A 20746-nucleotide genomic window follows, 5' to 3' on the forward strand; every position below is an offset into this window, starting at 1 on the left:
GGCCGCCTCCTACTTTTTTTATCACCCCCCCCGCCCCCGGGGGCGGGTCGGGGTCCGCCGTCCACCCACCGCCCCCCCGGGCCGGCGCCCCCCCGGGGGGCCCCCCAGGCCCGGGTGCCCGCAACAGTGCCCTCCCACCTGTGCCTCCTCCCTTCCCGGAACCCCGCGTACGGCGCGCTCGTCGACCTCGCCCGCGGAGGCCACTGCGCGAGGGGGTCGCTCGGCTGGTCCACTCCTTCGACGCGACCCGGATCGGGCGTCGCGACGTTGGCCGTTCGCCCGCCGGCGGGTGTTGCTCCGCGCCCGCCGGCGTGGGTCCGGTGCCGTCCGGACCGGCGGACGGGCGACGTCACGCGGGGACGCCGAGCGGCGGGTGTTCGAGCACGCGGGGTTTGTACTCGACCAGTTGGATGCGGCCGTCGAAGGTGCGGTGCTCGATCATCTCGAGGGCTACGTCCGGATAGCCGTCGTAGATGCGTTCTTCGCCCGTGGCCCCGGTGATCACCGGGAACATCACGACCCGGAAGCGGTCGACGAGTCCGGCTCGCAGCAGGGACCGGCACAGGCTGAGGCTGCCGATCGTGCCGAGGAGCCCCGAGCCACTCGACTTCATGGCGCGGACCGCCTCGACGGCGTCGTCGCGGACGAGCGTGGAGTTGGCCCACGTCAGTGGCTCCTCGAGCGAGGAGGAGAACACCACCTTGGACGCCTGCGTGAGCTCGTCGACGGACGCCTCTTCCTCGGGCCTGAACTCGTCTTGGCCTTTCGGGACCCCGCCTGCGGCGAAGCCCGACATCAGGCGGTAGGTGTTCGCTCCCATCAGGTGGGTGGCCTCGGGCTGCTCGCCGAGCCATGCGAGGTACTCCGGGCCCTCGAGGCCCCAGAACCCGGGCCATCCCTGTGCCGACGCGTGGCCGTCGAGGGAGGTGATGAAGTCGACGAGAAGCTCCGACATGGCGGTGTCCTTTCCTCGGATGTCACGAGCTTGGACCGACCGGGAGCCACAAACTCATCGGCCGCGTTGTGGAACGACGAGAAAACCCGTGACGCTGCAGCCGATCCGGTCGGCGGAGCGGCGGTGCTCCGGAAAACCCGGAGCCCTACTCGATTGCACCATGCACGCAGTCGGGTCGGCATCGTGAAGGCAAGCGCCTCTACTCCTCCGTCGAACCGTCGAACCGTCGAACCGTCGACCCGTAGACCGTTCCGGGTCCGGTCGGCGTCGGCCCGGCTGCGGAGGAGGCGACGCCGGGCGCCCGCTGCGCGGTCCCGGTGGCCGATCCGAGGCTCGTCATTCCCGCCGGGGCGCCGGCCGATCGAACCACTCCTTGGCGGGGGTGCGGGTGAGTTGGGTGGCGACCACGATGGCGCCCGCGATCTGGACCAGGCCGACGGATTCGCCCTCGGTCGCCATCCTGACGGCGGAGAGGAGCGTCAATGCCGCGCAGACGATCGCGGCCACGCGTGTCCTTCCGGTGCCGCGCGCGAATCGGAGGGCGAGCAGCGCACCCACGAGGGCGGCAAGCATGTCGCCCATCAGTCGTCCCGCACGGTACGCGTGGCTCTCGCCCTCGGCGTTCACGAAGACGAACACGCCGACGGCGAAAGCGATCGCGGCCATGGCGAACAGCCACCACCTGGCGACCTGTACCTGCCGCGGCATGGTGGGCAAGGGTGGGAGACGCATGTCGATCCACGTCGGGGGCTCGGTCATCGGCACACCCTACGGCCCGTGCCTGAGCCGTGTCCTCCAATTGCCGCCCGGCGCAAGGGAGATGCGGCGGAGCGAGCGAAGACGTGGATGGTCCGGGCAGGGGTTCACCGGGGAGAGGGAGACGCGGGGAAGCGGCCGCCGAGTTGGGCCGATCGGTCCCTGCGCCTGGACTCGCACCGCTGGTGAGCGTCCTTGTCGGGTGTCGAGGGGCGGGGACCGTGCTGGGCAGGGCAATCGGGGCCGTGGCCGTGCTCGGGCTCTCGGCGGTGGGCTGCGCGGACTCGGGCTCGCCGCCGCCCTCGACTGCGGACTGGGATAACCCACTCACCCCACCCGAGAAAGGTCGCGGTCGGACCGAGCGTGGCCGGCCGCGACGTTCCGGGCGGTCGGCGCAGCCTCGGACTCCCGGGGTCGGGCCGCGCGCGTCCGGATCCGGTGACCGGCCGGCAATGGCGTCGGCCCTTCCCGAACTCGGGAGGTCGGCGAACCCGGGAGACGACGCGTCGCGGCGCTGCCCGGCGGTGGGGTCAGGACAAGCCAAGGTGCCTGGCGATCATCATCTGTTGTACCTCGGTGGTGCCTTCGCCGATTTCCAGGATCTTGGCGTCGCGGTAGAAGCGGCCCACGGGGCTGTCGTTCATCACTCCGGAGCCACCGAAGATCTGGGTCGCGTCCCTGGCGTTGTCCATCGCCGCCCTGGAGGAGACCAGCTTGGCCATCGCCGCCTCCTTCGAGAAGGATTCGCCGCGCAGCATCGAGGCCGCAGCCGAGTAGTAGGCCAGGCGTGCGGTGTGGGCGCGCGTCTCCATGTCGGCGATCTTGAACTGGATCGACTGGTACGCGCCGATGCGCTGCCCGAACGCCGTCCGCTCCTTGGCATGGCGCACACACTCGTCCACGCAGCCCTGGGCCATCCCCGCCCCGACGGCCGAGATCGCGATCCTGCTCTCGTCCAGCACCGACATGAACTGCGCGATGCCCAGGCCGCGTTCGCCGAGCAGGTGCTCGGCCGGCACCCGGCAGTCGGCGAAACCGAGTTCGTGGGTGTCCGAGGCGCACCAGCCCACCTTGGAGTACGACGGTGCCACCGTGAAGCCCGGGGTGCCCGACGGCACGACGAGCGCGGAGATCTCCTTGGCGCCGTCGGCGCGGGTACCGGTCACCGCCGTCACCGTGACCAGGCTGGTGACGTCGGTACCGGAGTTGGTGATGAACGCCTTGCTGCCGTTGATCACCCATTCGTCACCGTCGAGTTCCGCCTTGGTGCGGGCCGCCGCCGTGTCGGTCCCGCCGCCGGGCTCGGTGAGCCCGAAGCCGGCGATCCGCTCGCCGGTGCACAGGGCGGGGAGCCAGCGTTCCTTCTGTGCCGCGGTGCCGAACCGATGGATGGGGATCGCGCCGAGCGTCACGCCCGCGGACAGTGCGACGGCCACCGAGCAGTCCACTCTGGCCAGTTCCTCGATGGCCAGACACAGGGTGAACACATCCCCGCCCATGCCGCCGTAGCGTTCCTCGAAGGGCAGTCCGAACAAGCCCATGCGGCCCATGGCGGCGACCAGTTCGTAGGGAAACTCCTCGCGTCGGTAGATATCGGCGATCACCGGAGCCACCTTGGCGCGGGCGAAGTCGGCGACGGTCTCGCGCAGCAGCCGGCGTTCCTTCGACAGGCGTGAGAGTGTCATCGTGCTCCTTCGGGAGGATCGGACGTGGACCCGGAGCCGGACCCGGCGACCGCCCGTCGGGCCGTCGACGAGAGCAGGCCCGGTGCGGGTTCGCGGTGGGCGTACAGGGCGTGCGCGCAGGCCGACGCCAGTGCGTCGACGCTCGACACCTGGAATTCCGCCGGCAGCCCGCTGTGCGCGTAGGCGAGCGGGAGTTCGGTACAGGCGCTGATCACCGGCAGGCACCGAATGCGCAGCAGCTCGTGGACCGCCGAACCCAGGGTCGTGCCGGCAGCCGGCAGCCGGTTCGCCTTCACCAGCACGGTGGCGGCGTGGATGCGCTGCTGGAGCGCCTCGTCGGGGAGCAGGAGTCGGTATCCCCGGTGCTGCGCATAGCGCTGATAGATGCCGCCGGCGACGGTACCCGCGGTCGCCGTCAACCAGGCCCCGTCGGGACTGGCGACCTCGGCGGCCCGCACGCTCGCCTCCACGATGTGCACCAGGGGCACCGGCAGTCGGCTGCGGAATCGATCGATGTAGACGTGCGCGGTGTTGCAGGGCACCGCGAGCAGCTCCGCGCCCCAGCCGGCAAGGGTGAACAGTGCCTGCCGGATCGGCAGGAGCGGTGCGTCGTCGCCCCTGAGCAGCGCGGCGGTCCGGTCCGGGATGCCCGGCTCGGACAGCATCAGGATCCGGGGGTGCTCCTGGTCGCTGCCGGCCGCGACGCGCACGGCCAGCAGCCGCAGGAACTCCGCCGTCGCCGCCGGTCCCATCCCACCGAGCACACCGAGGGTGCGTGAGCGCGCCACCTCAGCCGGCCTGCTCCCCGATCAGCCGCCGCGCGACGCGCTCGGGGATGTGGGCCGCCGCCAGCCGCGTGCCCACGGAGTCGGGACACCACCAGGTGAGCACGAGCTCGCCGGCGTCGACGACACCGGTGATCGTCGCATCGGTGTCACCCGGGTGCCCCGGCCCGGCGAAGTCCCGCCACACCGTGTCGCGCAGCGTCCAGGACACCCCCGACGGAAGCAGCGCGGCGGCCGGATCGCCGAAGTGTTCGTAGCGCACCGGGGCCGGCTCGGCCGTTCTCGCGACCCGTACGACGCTCGCTCCCCGCGCGAGCGGGGTCACCACCCAGCGGTCCGCTTCGGCCAGCGGACCGATCACCCGTGCCGCGGGCCTGCGCGTGGTGTGATCGAGGACGTCCGCGACCAGTCGCCCGCCGCCGAACTCCTCGACCAGCACGTGCGCGATCGCAGCGGCGACGTCGCGGGCCGTCGCCGCGCGCACCGGGCAGCGCGCTTCGAGCGGCTCCTCGGCGATCGGCTCGGGTGCGGGCGAACCCGGGAGGACACAGCCGGCCCCGGCGACCTTTGGGCCCGCCTCGTCCTCGACGCCGGCGGGCTCGGCCGGGTGGTCCAGGAACGACGCGGCAGGCGGCAACCGGACGTCCGAGCCCGCCTGGAGCTGTCCCAGCCCCAGGGCCAGGTCCGCCAACAGCACCCGCCAGGACTCGACATCCGCGGCCAGTTCGTGCACCACGACCAACAGACCCGCCGGCCGGGTGCCCCGGTCGACCACCGCGGCCCGCAGCAGCGGACCCCGATCGACGTGCAGCCGGCCCCGCATCCGGTCGGTGAGCCGACGCAGCACCTGCCCCTGCGCGCCCGGGTCCTGGCCGGTGAGGTCCACCCGCGAGACGTGGACCGCACCGCCGAGGCCGCCCCGGGACTGCCGCCAGCCCTGATCCCCGTGGCCGAACCGCAGCCGCAACGCCTCGTGGTGCAGCAGCAGTTGCAGCCACACCCGCTTCAGGTCGGCGACCGGGAAACCAGACTCCGAGGTCAGGAACAGGGCTCGGGCCCGGTGCGCCGCCCAGACCGGATCCCGATCGAGAATCCGACGCTGCACCGGACGGACCGCGACCGAGCGATCGGAATCCGCGTCCGCGGTGACGCCCCCGCCCCGCGAGCCCGGGGCCTTCGGGCGGTGCATCCCGCGCAGAGCCCACTGATCCACGGCGCCCGCGACCCTGGGGATCTCCGCCACCTGCACCCACTGCGCCGGTACCAGTGCGGGCGGCAGGGCATCGGCCACCGCGGCCGCGAGCCGGTCGCCCGACGCGCTTCGGTCGGCGACGTAGTAGACCGCCAGCCGGGCGCCCGTCCGGTCGGCGTCGGCCGGGTCCGGATAGCCGATCCTGGCCAGCATCCGTTTCACCTGCGCGGTTTCCACCGGGGCCCGCAGCTCCGCGTCCGCCTCGGCGACGTCCAGATGCCCGAGCCGTACCTCCCAGCGGGTCGGCGCTTCGTAGTTGTGGAAACCGCGCTCCGCGGCGTGAACGTAGGTGCCCACATCGTTGATCATGCAGTTCGAGCTGCAGAACCCCGTATCGGTGGGCTGCGCCCAGAACGACGAGCGCTCGCGCAGGAAGGCTCGCACGTCCTCCTTCGTCACCGCCGAGTAGCGGAAGTAGTCGACGACCTGGACCGCGTTCACCGCGGCGGCGTCGACCGTGCCCGCGGCCCGGTGGTACACCTCCCGGCCCAGCCGCAGCTTCTCCTCGATCTCGGCCACGTCGAAGATGCCCTGCTCGTGGAACCAGGACAGCCGCTCGTCCATGATCTGGCCGCGGGAGAGCCCGGTGACCACCGTGGGGATGTCGCGCCGGTGCGCGAGTTCGGTGCTCAGGTCCAGGAGGGAGCGGAAGCACCCGTTGCACACGCTCTTGTGCTCCTGGAGCGAGTTCAGGAAGATCCGCTTCTGGTCGGCGTGGGTGGCGGTGACGTGTTCGATGCCCAGTTCGGCGGTGACGGTCTCGACGTTGCGCAGCGCGGTCCGCGAGATGAACCCGTTGTCGAAGGTGAAGGTCATCACCCGCAGACCCAGTCCCACGAGCTGGTAGAGCACATATGTGCTGTCCTTGCCGCCACTGAACAGCAGCAGGCAGTCGTAGTGCGATTCGCGCCCTCGCGCGGCCTCGCGCAGCCGCGGCGCCAGCTCCCGCGGGTCACGGAAGTAGGCGTGCATCGCCGATCGATGGGCGGCGTAGCGCGCGCACAGCGAACAGACGCCGTCCGGGTCGAAGCGCAGTCCCGGGTACGCGGCGCTGATCCCGCACCGGACACAGGCGCGGGCGCCCGCTGCCGCGGGGTCGGCCTCGTTGAACACGACGGCGCAGTCGAGGACGCCGTCCTGGTCCAACACGGCCGTTCGCACCCGGCGTTCGACGGACTCGATCTGCTCGGCGTCCAGCGGCTGGTCGGTCATGTCAGCTCCCGAAGAGGTCGTCGGCGTCGTCGTCGTCGGCGAGCAGCAAGCGCTCGACCAGGTTCGACAGGCCCTCGATCGTCTGGTTCGCCAGGAAGTCCGCCAGCGGGACGGACACCCCGAACTCCTCGGTCAGCCGCGCCAGTACCGAGATCACGGCCAGCGAGGTGCCCACGTCGAAGAACCGGGTGTGCACGTCGTCGACCGGGGCCGGCAGCGTACGCGCCCAGATCCCGGCGATCGTGCGTTCGGTGGCGGTGCGCGGTGCGACGGCGTCCGCGTCGGGTCGGGCGGGGGACCGCACGGGCACGGTGAGCGCCTTGCGGTCGATCTTGCCGCTGATGGTGCGCGGGATGAGCTCCAGCGGCACGATCACCGCCGGGATCGCGCCGTCCGGCAGGTGTGCGCGCAGATGCTCGCTCAGCCGAGCGCGAAGTTCCTCGGAGTCCGTCCCGGTGCCGGTCTCGACGAACGCGCACAGGTATGGCGGGGCGTCGTCCGGCTCGACCGACACGACGGCCGCCTCGGCGACCGACGGGTCCTCGCGCAGGAGCTGCTCCACCCCGTCCAGCTCCACCCGCACGCCGCCGACCTTGACCTGTCGGTCCCGGCGGCCGAGGAAGTCGAGCGTGCCGTCGGGCAGCAGGCGGGCGAAGTCCCCGGTCCGGTAGACGACTTCGTCGTCGCCGGGCCGGGTGGGGTCGGCGATGAAGGCGCGTTCTGTCTCCTGCGGCCTGCGGTGGTACCCGAGGCTGCGGTAGGCCGTACGCAGGTGAACCTCGCCGACCCGCCCCGGTGGTACCTCCCGGCCGCGTTCGTCGAGCAGCAGGACGGCGGTGTCGGGCATCGGGCGTCCGATCGGGACGGACCTGCCTCGGGCATCGGCGGCGGTGACGAAGTGGAAGGTCTTCGTCATGGTGGTTTCCGAGGGCCCGTAGAGGTTCAGCAGCCGGATCCGCTCGCCGAAGCGGTCGAACCAGCCGGCGGCGTCGGCGGGCAGCACGCGCTCGCCGGACAGGGCCACGCACTTCAGCGCCTCGAACCCCGGCCGGACCGTGTCGATCGCGCCCGCCAGGGCGCGAAGGACCGAGGGCACGCAGTGGATCAGATCGATCCGTTCCCGGTCCAGCCACCGGCACAGGGCGACCGGGTCGAGCCGGACGTCCTCGGCCGGCACGCATACCGTCGCGCCCACGCTCAACGGCAGGAGCAGGTCGCGCAGCACGGCGTCGAACGCGGGCGAGATCAGCTGGCCCACCCGCCATTGGGGACCGGCGCCGAGCAGCTCCGCCTCCCAGCGGATGTAGTGGTCCACCGCGCTCAGCCGGCCGAGGATCCCCTTGGGTCGGCCGGTGGAGCCGGAGGTGAAGAACAGGTAGCAGGGATCGTCCGGCGCCGGCACGTGGGGCGGGTAGTCGTTCCCGGGTCGGTCCTTGACCGTGCCGAGATCGACCAGGGTGGCCCGGTCGCACGTGTCGCGCACCTCCTCCGCGAGGTCACCGTCGTCGGCGCCGACGACCAGCAGATCGGGGTCCGCCTCGCGCAGCATCCAGCCCAGCCGATCCGGCCGGGTGCCCACGTCGAGGGGGACCACCACACCGCCCAGCCGCAGGACGGCGAGCAGGGCCGCGGTCAGCTCGGCCCGGTCGCCGGCGAGGACCGCGACGACGGAGGCGCCGCGTGCTCCGCACCGGTACAGCTCGGCCGCGACGGCGTCGACGCGTTGGTCCAGTTCGCGATAGCGCAGCGAGCCGTGCGCGGTCTGTACGGCGACTCGGTCGGGGAAGCGGTCGATCGCGCGGGCGACAAGCGACTGGATCGGTTCGAACGCCATTGCGGTTTCCTTTGCTCGACCCGCGTTCACACGTGACCGGGAAGGTTGAAGGTGTCCAGCAGAATTCCGAACGTCAGGACGACCAGCAACAGATCGTCGTCCAGGTGCGGATGCAGGTCGAAGCCCGCGTCCAGGCTGCGCGAGCGCAACTGCTCCACGACCGCCGGATCGAAGTAGCCCTGACGGGCGATGCGCGCCGGGGACAGCAGGTCGTCGACCCATTCGACGTTGCGCCGGAGCAGCCGAGGGCTCGCGGGCGCGCGGAACCCGTACTTCTCCCGGCGGATGATCTCCGGCGGGACCAGTCCCTCTGCGGCCTGTTTCAGCACGAGCTTCTCGCCCCGCGTGCCCACCTTGAGCCGGTTGGGAATCCGCGTGGCGAAATCGAGCACGGCGCGGTCGAGGAACGGGTAGCGGGCCTCCACGGAATTGGCCAGGGCCATCCGGTCCCCGTGGTCGGTCAACAGGTGGTCCGACAGCCGCAGGGTGAAGTCCAGATAGGAGCGCTGACTGAGCCGCGGCCTGCCCACCAGGCGCTCGTGGTCGACGACCGGGTGGTGCAGACAGTCGAACTCCTCGAAGGCGGCCCGGGCCTGCTCGGAGTAGAGCTCGAGCTTCGCGTCCCGCCACGCGTGGTACCGGCGCTCGTAGAAGAGCTCCGGGTCGCCCCACAGCCGGGCGCGAAGGTCGTCCTCGAAGGCGTCCTCCAGGGGATCGCCCGACACCACCGGGCCGCGCCCGCCCGCGTCGAACCGGTACCCGGGATACCCGCCGAAGAGTTCGTCGGCCCCCTCGCCGGTCAGGATCGCCTTGACGCCGTGTTCTCGCGCGAGCGCCGACAGGACCAGCGAGCAGGTGTTGTAGGTCTCCTTCACCGGGCACTCGGCATGGCGCACCATGCGCTGGAGTTCGGCGACGGTGTCCTGCTCCGTGAAGACCGCCTCGTGGTGCACGGACCCCACCTTGGTCGCCATCAGGCGCTGATACCCGGACTCGTCGATGGCCGCGTCGGGGAAGGTGATGGAGAAGGAGTGGGCGGGGGGTCCCGATTGCGACGCCAGCGCGCCGATCAGCGAGGAGTCGAGGCCGCCGCTGAGATAGAAACCGACCTCGACGTCGGCTCGCATCCGGAGCCGAACGGCCCGGGTGAGCAGTTCACGCAGGTGTTCCGGGTAGAACTCGTCGGGCCGGTGCGCGACGTCGTCGCGGGGGTAGTCCAGGGCCCAGTAGCACCGGTCGGTGACGACACCGTCCCGCACGATCAGGTAGTGGCCGTTGCGCACGCTCTCGATGCCGCGGAACATGGTGCGCGGACTCACCAGCCCGGGGAAGGTGAGGACCTGGTCCAGACCGGTGAGGTCCACGTCGCGCGGTACGCCGGGGTGTTCCAGGATCGACTTGATCTCCGATCCGAAGACGAAGTGCCCGCCGGTGTCCGTGTAGTACAGGGGAGCGATCCCGGCGTGGTCGCGCGCGAGGAAGAGCTGTCGCCTGCGCCGGTCGTGGATCGCGAACGCGAACTGGCCGTTGAGTCGGGCCAACAGCTCGGGCCCCTCGTCCTCGTAGAGGTGCAGGATCACCTCGACGTCGCAGGACGACCCGAATCGGTGGCCCCGGGCGAGCAACAGGGCACGCAGCTCGACGTGGTTGAAGATCTCGCCGTTGCACACCATCGTGACGCTGCCGTCCTCGTTGGACATCGGCTGCCCGCCGCCGGCGAGGTCGACCAGACTCAGCCGGCGGCAGGCCAGCGCCACGCCGTCCTGGATCAGGGTGCCCGCCGCGTCCGGGCCGCGGTGCGTCAACGTATCGCTCATCCGCTCCAGTACCTCGGCCGTCGTCGGTCGAGCGTTGTGCAGGACCATGGACCCGGTGATGCCGCACATGTCAGATCCGCTCCTTGATCGCCGGCGACAGGGGCATCGTCGATCGCAACGCCCGGGCGAGGACCGGTCCGATCACGCGCACCGCCGCGGGGCGCATCATCCGCAGGTGCTCGCTGTCCACCGGCACCACCGCGATGTCCCCGCCGATGCAGGACCGCCACCGTTGCCCGGCCTGCGTTTCTCGGCCGCCGGGCGCGGCCTCGAAGAGCAGCAGCGAGCCGTCGAAGAACTCCGGGACGATCCCCGGATCCTGCAGGAGGCGGATGTTGTTGCCGGTGGCCCGCAGCAGCGCGGCCACCGACTCCTCGTCCAGGGCCGCCATCGCCTCCCCGCCGTCGAAGGCCACCAGCCGGACGTCGGAGGGCTCTTCGGTGTCGCGATCGGTACGGGCGCCCGCCGGCCAGGCGTCGATGGCGGCGAGCAGAGCGACCGCATGCCCCGACGCGCGCAGTCGGACCGCGACGGCATGGGCCGCGGCTCCGCCGAAGGACCAACCGACAAGCAGATACGGCCCGTTCGGTTGCATGTCGACGATCCGCGCGCAGTAGTCCCGGACGAGCTCGGAGAAACTGCCGGCCAGGGCGGTGGAGCCGTCGAGGCCGCGCGCCTGGAGGGCGTACACCGGGTGTCGGGCCGGAATGTACGGCAGCAGGCCCGCGTAACTCCAGCCCAGGCCACTCCCCGGATGGATGCACCACAGCGGCAGACCCGTTCCGCCGCGTAGGCGGATCAGCGGGCCGAGCAGGTCCGCCGTCGCGGGCTGGTCCCGGAGCAGCTGCGCCACGGTGGGTCGCACGAACAACTGCTTCAGGGTCAGTTCCAGCCCCAGGGCCTCCTTGGCCCGGGTGAGCAACCGCGGCATGAGCAGCGAGTGCCCGCCCAACTCGAAGAATCCGTCGTCGATGCCGACCGTGTCGACGCCGATCACCTCGGCGAACACCTGGCACAGCGACGCCTCCGCCGGGGTACGTGGCGCCCGCCGGTCACCGACCGCTGCGTCGGTCTCCGGCAGCGGAAGAGCGGCGCGGTCGAGCTTGCCGTGTGGCGTGACCGGCAGTTGGGCAAGGACCACGACGGCCGAGGGGACCATCGGCGCGGGCAGTGCGTCGGCGAGGGCCGCCCGGACGGCTGCCGGGCTCACGCTCGCGACCGGACCGGTCGGGACGACATACCCGATCAGGCGTCTGTCGTCGGAAGAACGCTCGTGGACCACGACCGCGCACCGGGAGATCCCGGGCAGGGCCAGCAGCGCGGCCTCCACTTCGCCCGGCTCGATGCGGTGGCCGCGCAATTTGATCTGGTGGTCCGCCCGCCCGACGTATTCGAGTTCGCCGTCGGAGCGCAGGCGGACCAGATCACCGGTGCGATACATCCGGGTACCGGCCCGGCCGAACGGATCCGCCACGAAACGCTCGGCCGTCAGCGCGAACCGGCCCAGATAGCCTCGCGCGAGGGCCGGACCCGCCACGTACAGTTCGCCCGCGACGCCGCTCGGCACCGGGCGCAGCCGCTCGTCCAGGACGTACATGCTCAGGCCGTCGTGGGGGCGGCCGATGGGAACCGGTCCGGGCGGTGTGGGCTCGCCCGGGTCGAGCCGGAACCGGGCACAGTCCACGGTCGCCTCGGTGGGGCCGTAGACGTTGTGGACCACGACGTCCGGGTGTTGCTCCCGCCACCCGGCCAGCGACTCCCCGCGCAACGCCTCACCGCCGATCAGCAGGCATCGGGTCGGCGAGGGATCCACCGGCATCGCCGCCATCAGGTCGAGATGGCTCGGCGTGACGTCCAAGAGGGAGTGGCGGTGCGGGCCGGTGTGGGGCCCGGCCAAGTCGTCCAACCGCACGTGCCCGCCGCTCACCAGCGGGGTGTACAGGGCGGTCACCGTCAGGTCGAAGGACAGCGAGGTATGGACCAGGCTCGACCCGGCCGCGCTCGGATACGCCGCCCGTGCCTGTTCCACGTAGGCGGCCAGGGAACGGTGTTCCACCACCACGCCCTTGGGGCGGCCGGTGGAACCGGAGGTGTAGATCACATAGGCGGCGTTCGCCTCGTGCGGCACACCGGCCCGCGCGCTGCGGGTCGGTCCCGCTTCGGGCGGCGTATCCGCCGCCTCGTGCCGCCAGGCGGCGATGTCCAGAACGGGGACGGTGCCCGCCCCGGCCGGGCCGGCCGCGCTCCCCGTGGTGATGAGCAGCGTGGGCGCCGAGTCCGTGAGCATGAAGGCGATCCGGGCGGCCGGGTAATCCGGGTCCACCGGCAGGTACGCGGCGCCGGCCTTGAGCACGGCGAGCATGGCGACGACCGCGTCGATGGAGCGGGGCAGCAGCAGCGCCACGATGTCCTCGGCGCCGATACCCCGGCCGGTCAGCCATCGGGCCAGCCGGTCGGCCCGCGCGTTCAGCGCCCGGTAGGTCGTCCGTGCCTGCCCGGCAATCAGTGCCGTCGCCTCCGGAGTACGCGCCACCTGCGCCTCGAAGAGCCCGGGGAGCAACTGCTCCCGGGTTCGAGCCGGGGCCGGGCGGCACGCGCCGAGGAGGGCGCCGCGCTCACCGGGCCGGAGAATCTCCACGTCGCCGATGGAGCGGTCCGGGTCCGCAGCCATGGCCGCGAGCACCGACTCCAGTCGTTCGACCATGTGTTCGGCGGTGATCGAGTCGAACAGATCGCGGGCGAACTCCAGGCCGCCTTCCAGGCCGTCGGGGCTGCCGTCGCCGGTCTGTCGCTCCCGGAGGTGGAGTGACAGGTCGACTTTCGAGTCCGGGTTGTCGATCGGTTCCTCGGTGGCGGGCAGGCCCGGGAGGTACGGGAGGTTCGTGGTGCGGTCCTCCAGGACGAGCATGACCTGGAACAGCGGGTTCCACGCCGCCGAACGGGAGGGGGAGAGCACGTCGACGAGCCGTTCGAACGGCACGTCCTGACGTGCGTACGCCGCCAGGTCCGTCTCCCGTACCCGGGCCAGGAGTTGCCGGAACGACGGATTGCCGCCGGTGTCGGTGCGCAGCACCAGCGTGTTGACGCACATCCCCACCAGATCGTCCATCGCCTCGTCGGACCGGCCGGCGACGGCCGAGCCGATGGGGATGTCGGTGCCGGCGCCCAGCCGGGTCAACAGGGCGGCGAGCCCGGCCTGCAACACCATGAAGAGACTGACCCGCTCCCGTCTGGCCAGCTCGATCAGGGCCAGGTGCGTTCGCGGTGCGATCAGCATCGGGATCGTCTCGCCGCGATGGGAGGCCGCGGCCGGCCGAGGCCGGTCCAGGGGCAGCGACAGATTCTCCGGGATGCCGGCCAAGGCGCCGCGCCAGTAGGCCAGTTGCTCGCTGATCAGACTGTTCGGATCAGCCTCGTCGCCGAGCAGTTCACGCTGCCACAGGGTGTAGTCGATGTACTGGACCGGCAGCGGATCCCAGCCCGGCGCCCGCCCCGCGCACCGCGCCCCATAGGCGGTCGCCAGGTCGCGCAGGAGTGGTTCTCGCGACCAGCCGTCCGCCGCTATGTGGTGCAGGAGGATCAGCAGGACGTGCTCGTCCGGTCGAAGCGAGAGCAGGGTGAACCGCACGGGCGCTTCGGTGGTGAGGTCGAAGACGTGCGCTCCCGCGGCTCGAAGGACCCCGGGCAGTTCCGGCGGCCGAATTCGTTCGACCGCCAGGACGGGCCAGGCCGCGGAGTCCTCCAGGACCACTTGGCGGGGGGCGCCGTCGGACTCGGGAAAGACCGTGCGCAGGCTCTCGTGTCTGGCCAGGACATCGGTGAACGCGGCCCGCAGCGCCGCCACGTCCGGCTCCCCGACGAGTCGGTACACCAACGGGATGCGGTAGCCCGTCCCGTCGTCCAGCTTGTTGAGGAACCAGATCCGGTGTTGCGCGTACGACAGCGGAATCATCGGCGGTACCCCAGGTGGGTGCGGTCCGAGTGGATCACGAGCCGTCGCTCCGTTCTTCGGCCGCGGGCCCCGGGCGGGGCATCCGCCGCAACGCCGGCCGGCGCGAACGTTTCGTGCCCTTGACCCGGGCGGCCAGCGCCGCCGGCGTCGGCGCCTCGAACACCGCGCCCACGGCGACGTCGATGCCCAGCACGGTCCTGATCCGGCTCGTCAGTCGGGTGGCCAGGAGCGAATGACCGCCGAAGTCGAAGAAGGAGTCGTCCGGTCCGACCCGCTCCAGTCGCAGTACGTCCGCGAACAGCGCACACAGGGCCTCCTCTTCCGGTGTAGCCGGTGCCCGGGTCGAGGCGAACTGCGCGAAGTCCGGGGCGGGCAGCGCCCGGCGATGGACCTTGCCGCTCACGGTCAGCGGCAGGTCGGCCAGGATCAGCACCGCGGTGGGCACCAGGAAGTCCGGCACCGACTCGGCCACGAAGCGGCGCAGCGCGACCGGGTCCGGACGGGTGCCCGCGGCCGGCACGACGTAGGCGACCAGCCGCTTCTCTCCCGCCTGGTCCTCGCGCACGACGACCGCGACCCGGTCGACGTCCGGGTGCCGGCCGAGCACCGCTTCCACCTCTCCGGGCTCGATCCGAAACCCGCGCACCTTGACCTGCTCGTCGACGCGGCCCACATAGTCCAGCCGACCGTCGCCGGACCAGCGCACCAGGTCGCCGGTGCGGTACATGCGCTCGCCGGGGCCGTCGAAGGGGTTCGGCACGAACCGGTCGGCGGTCAGGCCGGGACGATTCCAGTACCCGCGGGCCAGGGCCGCGCCGGCGATGTACAACTCACCGGTCACCCCCGGCGGAACCGGCCGCAGGGTTCGATCCAGCACGTACATCCGGGTGTTCCAGATCGGCGTTCCCAACGGCGCGGTCGAGGACTCCCAGTGCGTCAGGTCCGCCGGCAGCGAGAAGGCGGTCACCAGATGCGTCTCGGTGGGGCCGTAGAGATTGTGCAGCCGCACCTTCGGCCGCGCGGACAGGAACTCCCGGACCCCGGGGGTCAGTCGCAGCACCTCGCCGCCCTGTCCGATGTCGCGCAGTGCCGGCAGCGCCAACCCCTGGGCCGGGGCCGCCTCGCACACCGCCTCCACCATCACGTTCGGCGCGCAGAACTGCTCCACCTCGTGCTTGTCCAGCCATCTGGTGAACGCCGCCGGGTCGCGCCGGACCTCGTCGTCGGGGACGACCAGGTGCCTGCCGGAGGTGAGGGTCTCGATGATCTCCCAGGCCGAGACGTCGAAGCTGATCGCCGCGAACTGCGCCACCGGACCGCCGATGCCCGTCCGCTCCCGCCGGACCCACCGGGCGTGCGCCTGCACCAGGTTCACCATCGCACCCGTACCCATGGTGACGCCCTTGGGCCTGCCGGTCGAGCCGGACGTGTGGATCACATACGCCGGGTGCAGCGCCGACAACGGCCCGGTCCGTTCGTCGTCGCGCAGGTCGTCGGCCGACTCGGCGGCCGCCGCGGCGCCGATCCGCGGCTCGTCCAGGAGCAGGCGCGGGACGCCGGGCGGCAGTTCGCCACTCGTGCGCATGGTGGTCAGCAGCAGGGCCGGCCGGACGTCGTCGAGGAGGAAGGCGATCCGCTCGGCCGGATACTGCGGATCCAGCGGCAGGTACGCCGCACCCGCCTTGAGCACCGCCCACACCGCCGCCACCAGGTCGAGCGAGCGCGGCACGGCCAGGGCGACCACGGATTCGGGCCCCACCCCGGCGGCCACCAGCAGCCTCGCCAGCCGGTTCACGCGGGCGTTGAACTCGCGGTACGTCATGCTCCCGTCGGGCGCGGTGACCGCCATGCGCTCGGGGCCCTGCTCGACCCGGGACTCGAACAGGGCCGGCAGCGTGGTCGCGACGACCGGGTGATCCGTGTCGTTCCAGTCCCGCACCACCCGCTCGCGCTCGCCGGGCGCCCACAGTTCGAACGCGCCGATCCGGCGGGTGGGCTCGCTCACCACCTGGGCGAGCAGGCACCGCAGCCGGTCCGCGATGGACGACGCGGTGCTCCGGTCGAACAGGTCGGTGCCGAAGAGCAGGGCGCCGCTCAGTCCGGTGGGGCCCTGCGACCCGGCGGACTCGTCGTCGAACTCCACCACCAGGTCGAACGGGGACATGCCGGTCCACACCGACTCGGGGCGCACCTCGATGCCGGGCAGCACCAGTTCGCCCGAGCGCGTGTTGCGCAGCACGAGCGCTACCTGGAACAGGGGATGCCGGGCCAGGGAACGCTCCACCGCCAGGTCGCCGACCAGCAGTTCGAAGGGGACGTCCTGGTGGGCGTAGGCGTCCAGACAGGTTTCCCGCACCCGGGCGAGCAACTCGGTGAAGGTCGGATCTCCCGACAGGTCCGTACGCACCACGAGGGTGTTGGTGAAGAACCCCACCAGTTCCTCCAGCGCGTCGTCCAGACGTCCGGCCACCGGCGCACCGATGGGGACGTCATCGCCGGCTCCGAGTTTGGACAGCAGCACGGCCAGCACGGCCTGGAGCACCATGAACGTGCTCGCGTCGTGTGCCCGGGCCAGGTTCACCAACCCCAGGTGCACGTGCGCCGGGATCTCCAGCGGAACCGAGTCGCCCGCGTAGGAGGGCAGGGCGGGCCTGGGCCGGTCCGACGGGAGGCTGATCTCCTGCGGCAGCTCGGCCAGGGCCCGCCGCCAGTAGGCCAGTTGTCCGGCGTGGACACTGTCCGGATCCGCCGCCGAGCCGAGCCGGTTCCGCTGCCACAGGGTGTAGTCGGCGTACTGGACCGGGAGCGGCGCCCAGCCGGGGTCCCGTCCTGCGGCGCGCTCGGTGTATGCCCGGCCCAGATCAGCCAACAGCGGACGCAACGACCAGGCGTCGCCGGCGATGTGGTGCATCACCAGCAACAGGACGTGTTCACTGGGCGACAGGGCGACCAACCGCGCGCGCAGCGGGATCTCCGACTCCAGGTCGAACGCCCGCCGGGTGGCCCGGGCCAGGTCCTGTGCCAGGTCGGCCGGGTCGATCGGCACCACGGGCAGGTCGAGGTCGACCGAGTCGGCGGAGAGCACGTGCTGATACGGATGGCCGTCGTCGGCCGGGAACACGGTGCGCAGGACCTCGTGCCGGCCCACCAGGTCGCGCAGCGCGGCGCGCAGGGCGGCGACGTCCAAGGTACCGAGCAGACGCAGCCCCATGCCCTCGTTGTAGGTGGCGACCGGCCCCTGGAATTGTCGAAGGAACCACAGTCGGGACTGGGCGAACGACAGCGGGATCCGGTCGGGCCGCACCGCCGGGACCAGTGCGGGCCGGGCCGGGCCGGCCGTGCCGAGCCGGGCGGCCAGGGCCGCGACGGTCGGTGCCTCGTACACGGTCCGAATGCCCGTCTCCCGGCCGAGCACGGTCCGGATCCGGGTGAGCAGGCGCGTCGCCGACAGGGAGTGGCCGCCCAGTGCGAAGAAGCTGTCGTCGACGCCGACCGAGGTCAGGTCCAACACCTGGGCGAAGATCGCGCACAGCGCCTTCTCCGCAGGTGTGCCCGGCTCGCGTCCGCCGCTCGGGGCCTGGCGGGAGGGTGCGGGCAGGGCGCGCTCGTCCACCTTTCCCGCGGTGGTCAACGGCAGCGCGTCCAGCACGACGAAGGCGGCGGGCACCATGTAGTCGGGCAGGAAGCCGGCCACCTGCGCACGGATCGCGGCGATGTCCGGCCCCGCTCCCGCTGCGGGCACCAGGTAGCCGACCAGGCGCTTGTCGGTGCCGGGGTCCTCGCGCACCACGGCGAGCGCGGCGGCGACGCCGGCGCACCGGGCCAGGGCGGCCTGCACCTCGCCCGGCTCGATCCGGAAGCCGCGGATCTTGACCTGGCGGTCCGCCCGCCCGACGAAGTCCAGATCGCCGTCCGACGTCCAGCGCACCAGGTCCCCGGTACGGTACATCCGCGATCCGGGCGCACCGAAGGGGTTCGGGACGAAGCGCTCGGCGGTGAGGCCGGGGCGCCGCAGATAGCCCCGGGCCAGGCCGGGTCCGGCGACGTAGAGCTCGCCGACGGCGCCCGGGGGCAGCAGGTGCAGACCGGCGTCCAGCACGTACGCCGCGGCGTGGGCGACCGGTGGGCCGATGGGCGGCGATCGGCCGTCGGAGGGCGCGACACACAGCTTCTGCGCGGCGTCGACGGTGGTCTCGGTGGGTCCGTATCCGTTCCAGAACTCTCGTCCGTCCGCGGCCCACTGGTCCACGAGCGTTGCCGGCACGCGCTCGCCACCGGCGGACACCGTGCGCAGCGCGGGCAGTTCGTCGGGCCGCAGCAGATGCATCAGGGCCGGGGACAGATGCGCGACGGTGACCCGGTGGGCGGCCATCAGCCGTTGCAGGGCTTCGGCGTCGAGCCGTTGGTCGTCGTCGGCCAGCACGATCTGCGCCCCGGCGGCCAGGGAGACCCACAGTTCGAGCATGGAACCGTCGAAGGTGAAGGCGTACGCCGCCAGGACACGGTCCTGCTCGCCCACGCCGTACGCCTGGACGGCGTGGGCCACGTACCGGGCGATCGACCGGTGTTCGATCACCACTCCCTTGGGACGTCCGGTCGACCCCGAGGTGTAGATCACGTACGCCGGATGCGTCGGGAGGAGGTCGGGCGCGGGTGCGTCGCGTGACTCGGCGAGGGGCGTCCGGTCGGCGGCGCCGGTGACCTCGTCCACCAGCAGACACCGTGGTCCGGTCCAGCCGGGTGGAAGTTTCCGCGCCAGGTCCGCCGTCGTCACCACCAGTGCCGGTCGCGCGTCGTCGAGCATGTACGCGATGCGCTCCGGCGGGTACCCGGGATCGATCGGCACGTAGGCGCCTTCGGCGGTGAGGATGGCCAGGAAGGCCACCACGCCCGCCGGGGAGCGGGGCAGCAGTACGGCCACGAACTGCTCGGGTCCGACGTCCCGCTCGGTGAGCACGCGGGCCAGCCGCGCCGCCCGGGCCCGGAGTTCGGCATACGTCAAGGAGGTGTCCCCGTACACCAGCGCGGTCCGCTCCGGGGTGCGCAGGGCCTGCTCGGCGAGCAGCTCGGACAGGGTGCGCGGGGGGAGCGGTGCGGACGGTGGGTTCCACCGGGTCAGGAGCAGCCGCCGAACGGCGGCCGGCAGCACGTCGATTCGGCCCACCGGGGTGTGGCCCGGCGTGTCGACGACGCGGTCGAGCGCTTCGTCGAGCAGGCGCGCGCAGCCGGCGTGCGTGCGCTCGTCGAACCGGTCGGGGTCGGTGTCGACGGCCAGTTGCAGGCTGCCGTCGCGCGAGATGTCCCACAGGTTCAGGGAGATCTCCTCGAAGGGCCCGGTGGCGAGGTTGTGGGCGACGAAGGGCCGGCCGGCGAGGGTGACTCGGTAGTCGAACGGCATGACGTTCAGCGAGACCGCCCAGGGCACCTCCCCCGGGGCGAGGCCGAGGTCGTGGCGGATGTCCTCGTAGCGGTAACGCTGGTGGCGCATCGCCTCCAGGACCTGGACAAGGCTTCGGTCGACCAGGTCCGCCAAGGTCGTCTCGGGATGCACCGACAGGCGGATGGGGACCACGTTGGCCACGACTCCGGGAATCGTCTGCTCGATGCCGGGGCCGCGGCCGGGTACGGCGAAGCCGATGACCACGTCCGTCTCGCCCGTGGCCCGGGCGGCGAAGAGCGCGGTGGCCGCGACCGCGAGGCCGGCCAGGTTGGTTCCGAAGGCGCGGCAGGCGGACCGGAGTCGGTCGGCCGCCGCGGGGTCCAGGTTCCTCGTCTCGCGCCGGCGCGCGCGGGCCGGTCCTTGCACCGCCCCGCCGGCCAGGGACACCGGGCGGGGCCGGTCCGCCAGCAGGTCGAGCCAGTACCGGCGGTCCTCCTCGAACGCGGGGGAGGCGCGGTACGCCGCATCGGCGTCGACGAGGGCCTGCACGGACTCGAGGGGTTCGCCGTCGGCCGAGCCGCCCTCGAACAGGGCGGTGTAGAGCTCGGCGACGCGGGCGACCACCAGGGGAAAGCCGAATCCGTCGTTCACGATGTGGTGGCAGCCCTGGTACCAGTGGAAACGCCGATCGTGCAGCTTGAAGAGCGCGAAGGTGACGAGCGGCCCGTGTTCGAGGTCGCGCGGGCGGGCCAGATCGGCACTCATCCACTCCAGCGCGGACCGGTGCGGGTCCCGGTCCGCGCTGACGTCGACGACGTGCAGGCGATGTTCGAGGTCCGGGTCGACCTCCTGGCGGAGCCCGTCCTCGTCCTCGAAGAATCTCAGCCGCAGGGTCTCCGCCTCGGACACGGTCTGCCGCAATGCCTCCTCGAACAGGCCGATGTCGAGGGAGCCGTCGATGTCGAGATACTCGCCCTCGTTGAGGATCGGGCTCTCGGGGTCGAATCGATGGGCGTACCACAGGCCCCGCTGCCCTGCCATGAGCTCGATACGTCCGGCGCTGCGGTCCGACATCTCACACTCCAGATCAAGACGACGCTTGGCGAGGTGCTCCCTGC

9 protein-coding genes are annotated in these 20746 nt (G+C 71.8%); all 9 read right to left on the reverse strand.

Annotation, left to right across the window (positions count from 1 at the left end):
• Nucleotides 1-349: 349 nt before the first annotated feature.
• Nucleotides 350-955: a dihydrofolate reductase family protein gene (locus ACFXMF_RS09930; protein ID WP_379988555.1), complete on the reverse strand. Its 606-nt coding sequence runs from the start codon at nt 953-955 to the stop codon at nt 350-352.
• A gap of 336 nt (nt 956-1291) precedes the next feature.
• The gene (locus tag ACFXMF_RS09935) at nt 1292-1714 is read right to left on the reverse strand and encodes a hypothetical protein (protein WP_379988557.1); all 423 of its coding nucleotides are present in this window, start codon (nt 1712-1714) and stop codon (nt 1292-1294) included.
• 527 nt (nt 1715-2241) lie between these two features.
• Nucleotides 2242-3396, reverse strand: a complete 1155-nt coding sequence (locus ACFXMF_RS09940; protein ID WP_360324823.1) for an acyl-CoA dehydrogenase family protein — start codon at nt 3394-3396, stop codon at nt 2242-2244.
• A complete protein-coding gene (locus ACFXMF_RS09945; RefSeq protein ID WP_379988558.1) occupies nt 3393-4184 on the reverse strand; it encodes an aspartate/glutamate racemase family protein in 792 nt (263 codons plus the stop codon). Before ACFXMF_RS09945 ends, ACFXMF_RS09940 begins: the two co-directional genes overlap by 4 nt.
• 1 nt (nt 4185) lies before the next feature.
• A complete protein-coding gene (locus ACFXMF_RS09950; RefSeq protein ID WP_380017702.1) occupies nt 4186-6645 on the reverse strand; it encodes a condensation domain-containing protein in 2460 nt (819 codons plus the stop codon).
• 1 nt (nt 6646) lies between these two features.
• Nucleotides 6647-8479 (reverse strand): amino acid adenylation domain-containing protein, encoded by a 1833-nt coding sequence (locus ACFXMF_RS09955; protein ID WP_379988560.1) that lies wholly within the window; start codon nt 8477-8479, stop codon nt 6647-6649.
• A gap of 26 nt (nt 8480-8505) precedes the next feature.
• The gene (asnB, locus tag ACFXMF_RS09960; protein ID WP_360324053.1) at nt 8506-10365 is read right to left on the reverse strand and encodes an asparagine synthase (glutamine-hydrolyzing); all 1860 of its coding nucleotides are present in this window, start codon (nt 10363-10365) and stop codon (nt 8506-8508) included.
• A gap of 1 nt (nt 10366) precedes the next feature.
• Entirely contained in the window at nt 10367-14248 is a 3882-nt protein-coding gene (locus ACFXMF_RS09965; RefSeq protein ID WP_379988561.1) for an amino acid adenylation domain-containing protein, read from the reverse strand.
• A gap of 34 nt (nt 14249-14282) precedes the next feature.
• A complete protein-coding gene (locus tag ACFXMF_RS09970) occupies nt 14283-20702 on the reverse strand; it encodes an amino acid adenylation domain-containing protein (protein WP_379988562.1) in 6420 nt (2139 codons plus the stop codon).
• Between the last annotated feature and the right edge of the window lie 44 nt (nt 20703-20746).

The sequence above is a fragment of the Embleya sp. NPDC059213 genome, assembly GCF_042754445.1.
In the GTDB taxonomy this organism is placed as follows: Bacteria; Actinomycetota; Actinomycetes; order Streptomycetales; family Streptomycetaceae; genus Embleya.

Coding starts and splice junctions, on each gene's coding strand:
- ACFXMF_RS09930 (WP_379988555.1), bottom strand. CDS start 955: ATGTCGGAGCTTCTCGTCGACTTCATCACCTCCCTCGACGGCCACGCG.
- ACFXMF_RS09935 (WP_379988557.1), bottom strand. CDS start 1,714: ATGACCGAGCCCCCGACGTGGATCGACATGCGTCTCCCACCCTTGCCC.
- ACFXMF_RS09940 (WP_360324823.1), bottom strand. CDS start 3,396: ATGACACTCTCACGCCTGTCGAAGGAACGCCGGCTGCTGCGCGAGACC.
- ACFXMF_RS09950 (WP_380017702.1), bottom strand. CDS start 6,645: ATGACCGACCAGCCGCTGGACGCCGAGCAGATCGAGTCCGTCGAACGC.
- ACFXMF_RS09955 (WP_379988560.1), bottom strand. CDS start 8,479: ATGGCGTTCGAACCGATCCAGTCGCTTGTCGCCCGCGCGATCGACCGC.
- asnB (WP_360324053.1), bottom strand. CDS start 10,365: ATGTGCGGCATCACCGGGTCCATGGTCCTGCACAACGCTCGACCGACG.
- ACFXMF_RS09965 (WP_379988561.1), bottom strand. CDS start 14,248: ATGATTCCGCTGTCGTACGCGCAACACCGGATCTGGTTCCTCAACAAG.
- ACFXMF_RS09970 (WP_379988562.1), bottom strand. CDS start 20,702: ATGTCGGACCGCAGCGCCGGACGTATCGAGCTCATGGCAGGGCAGCGG.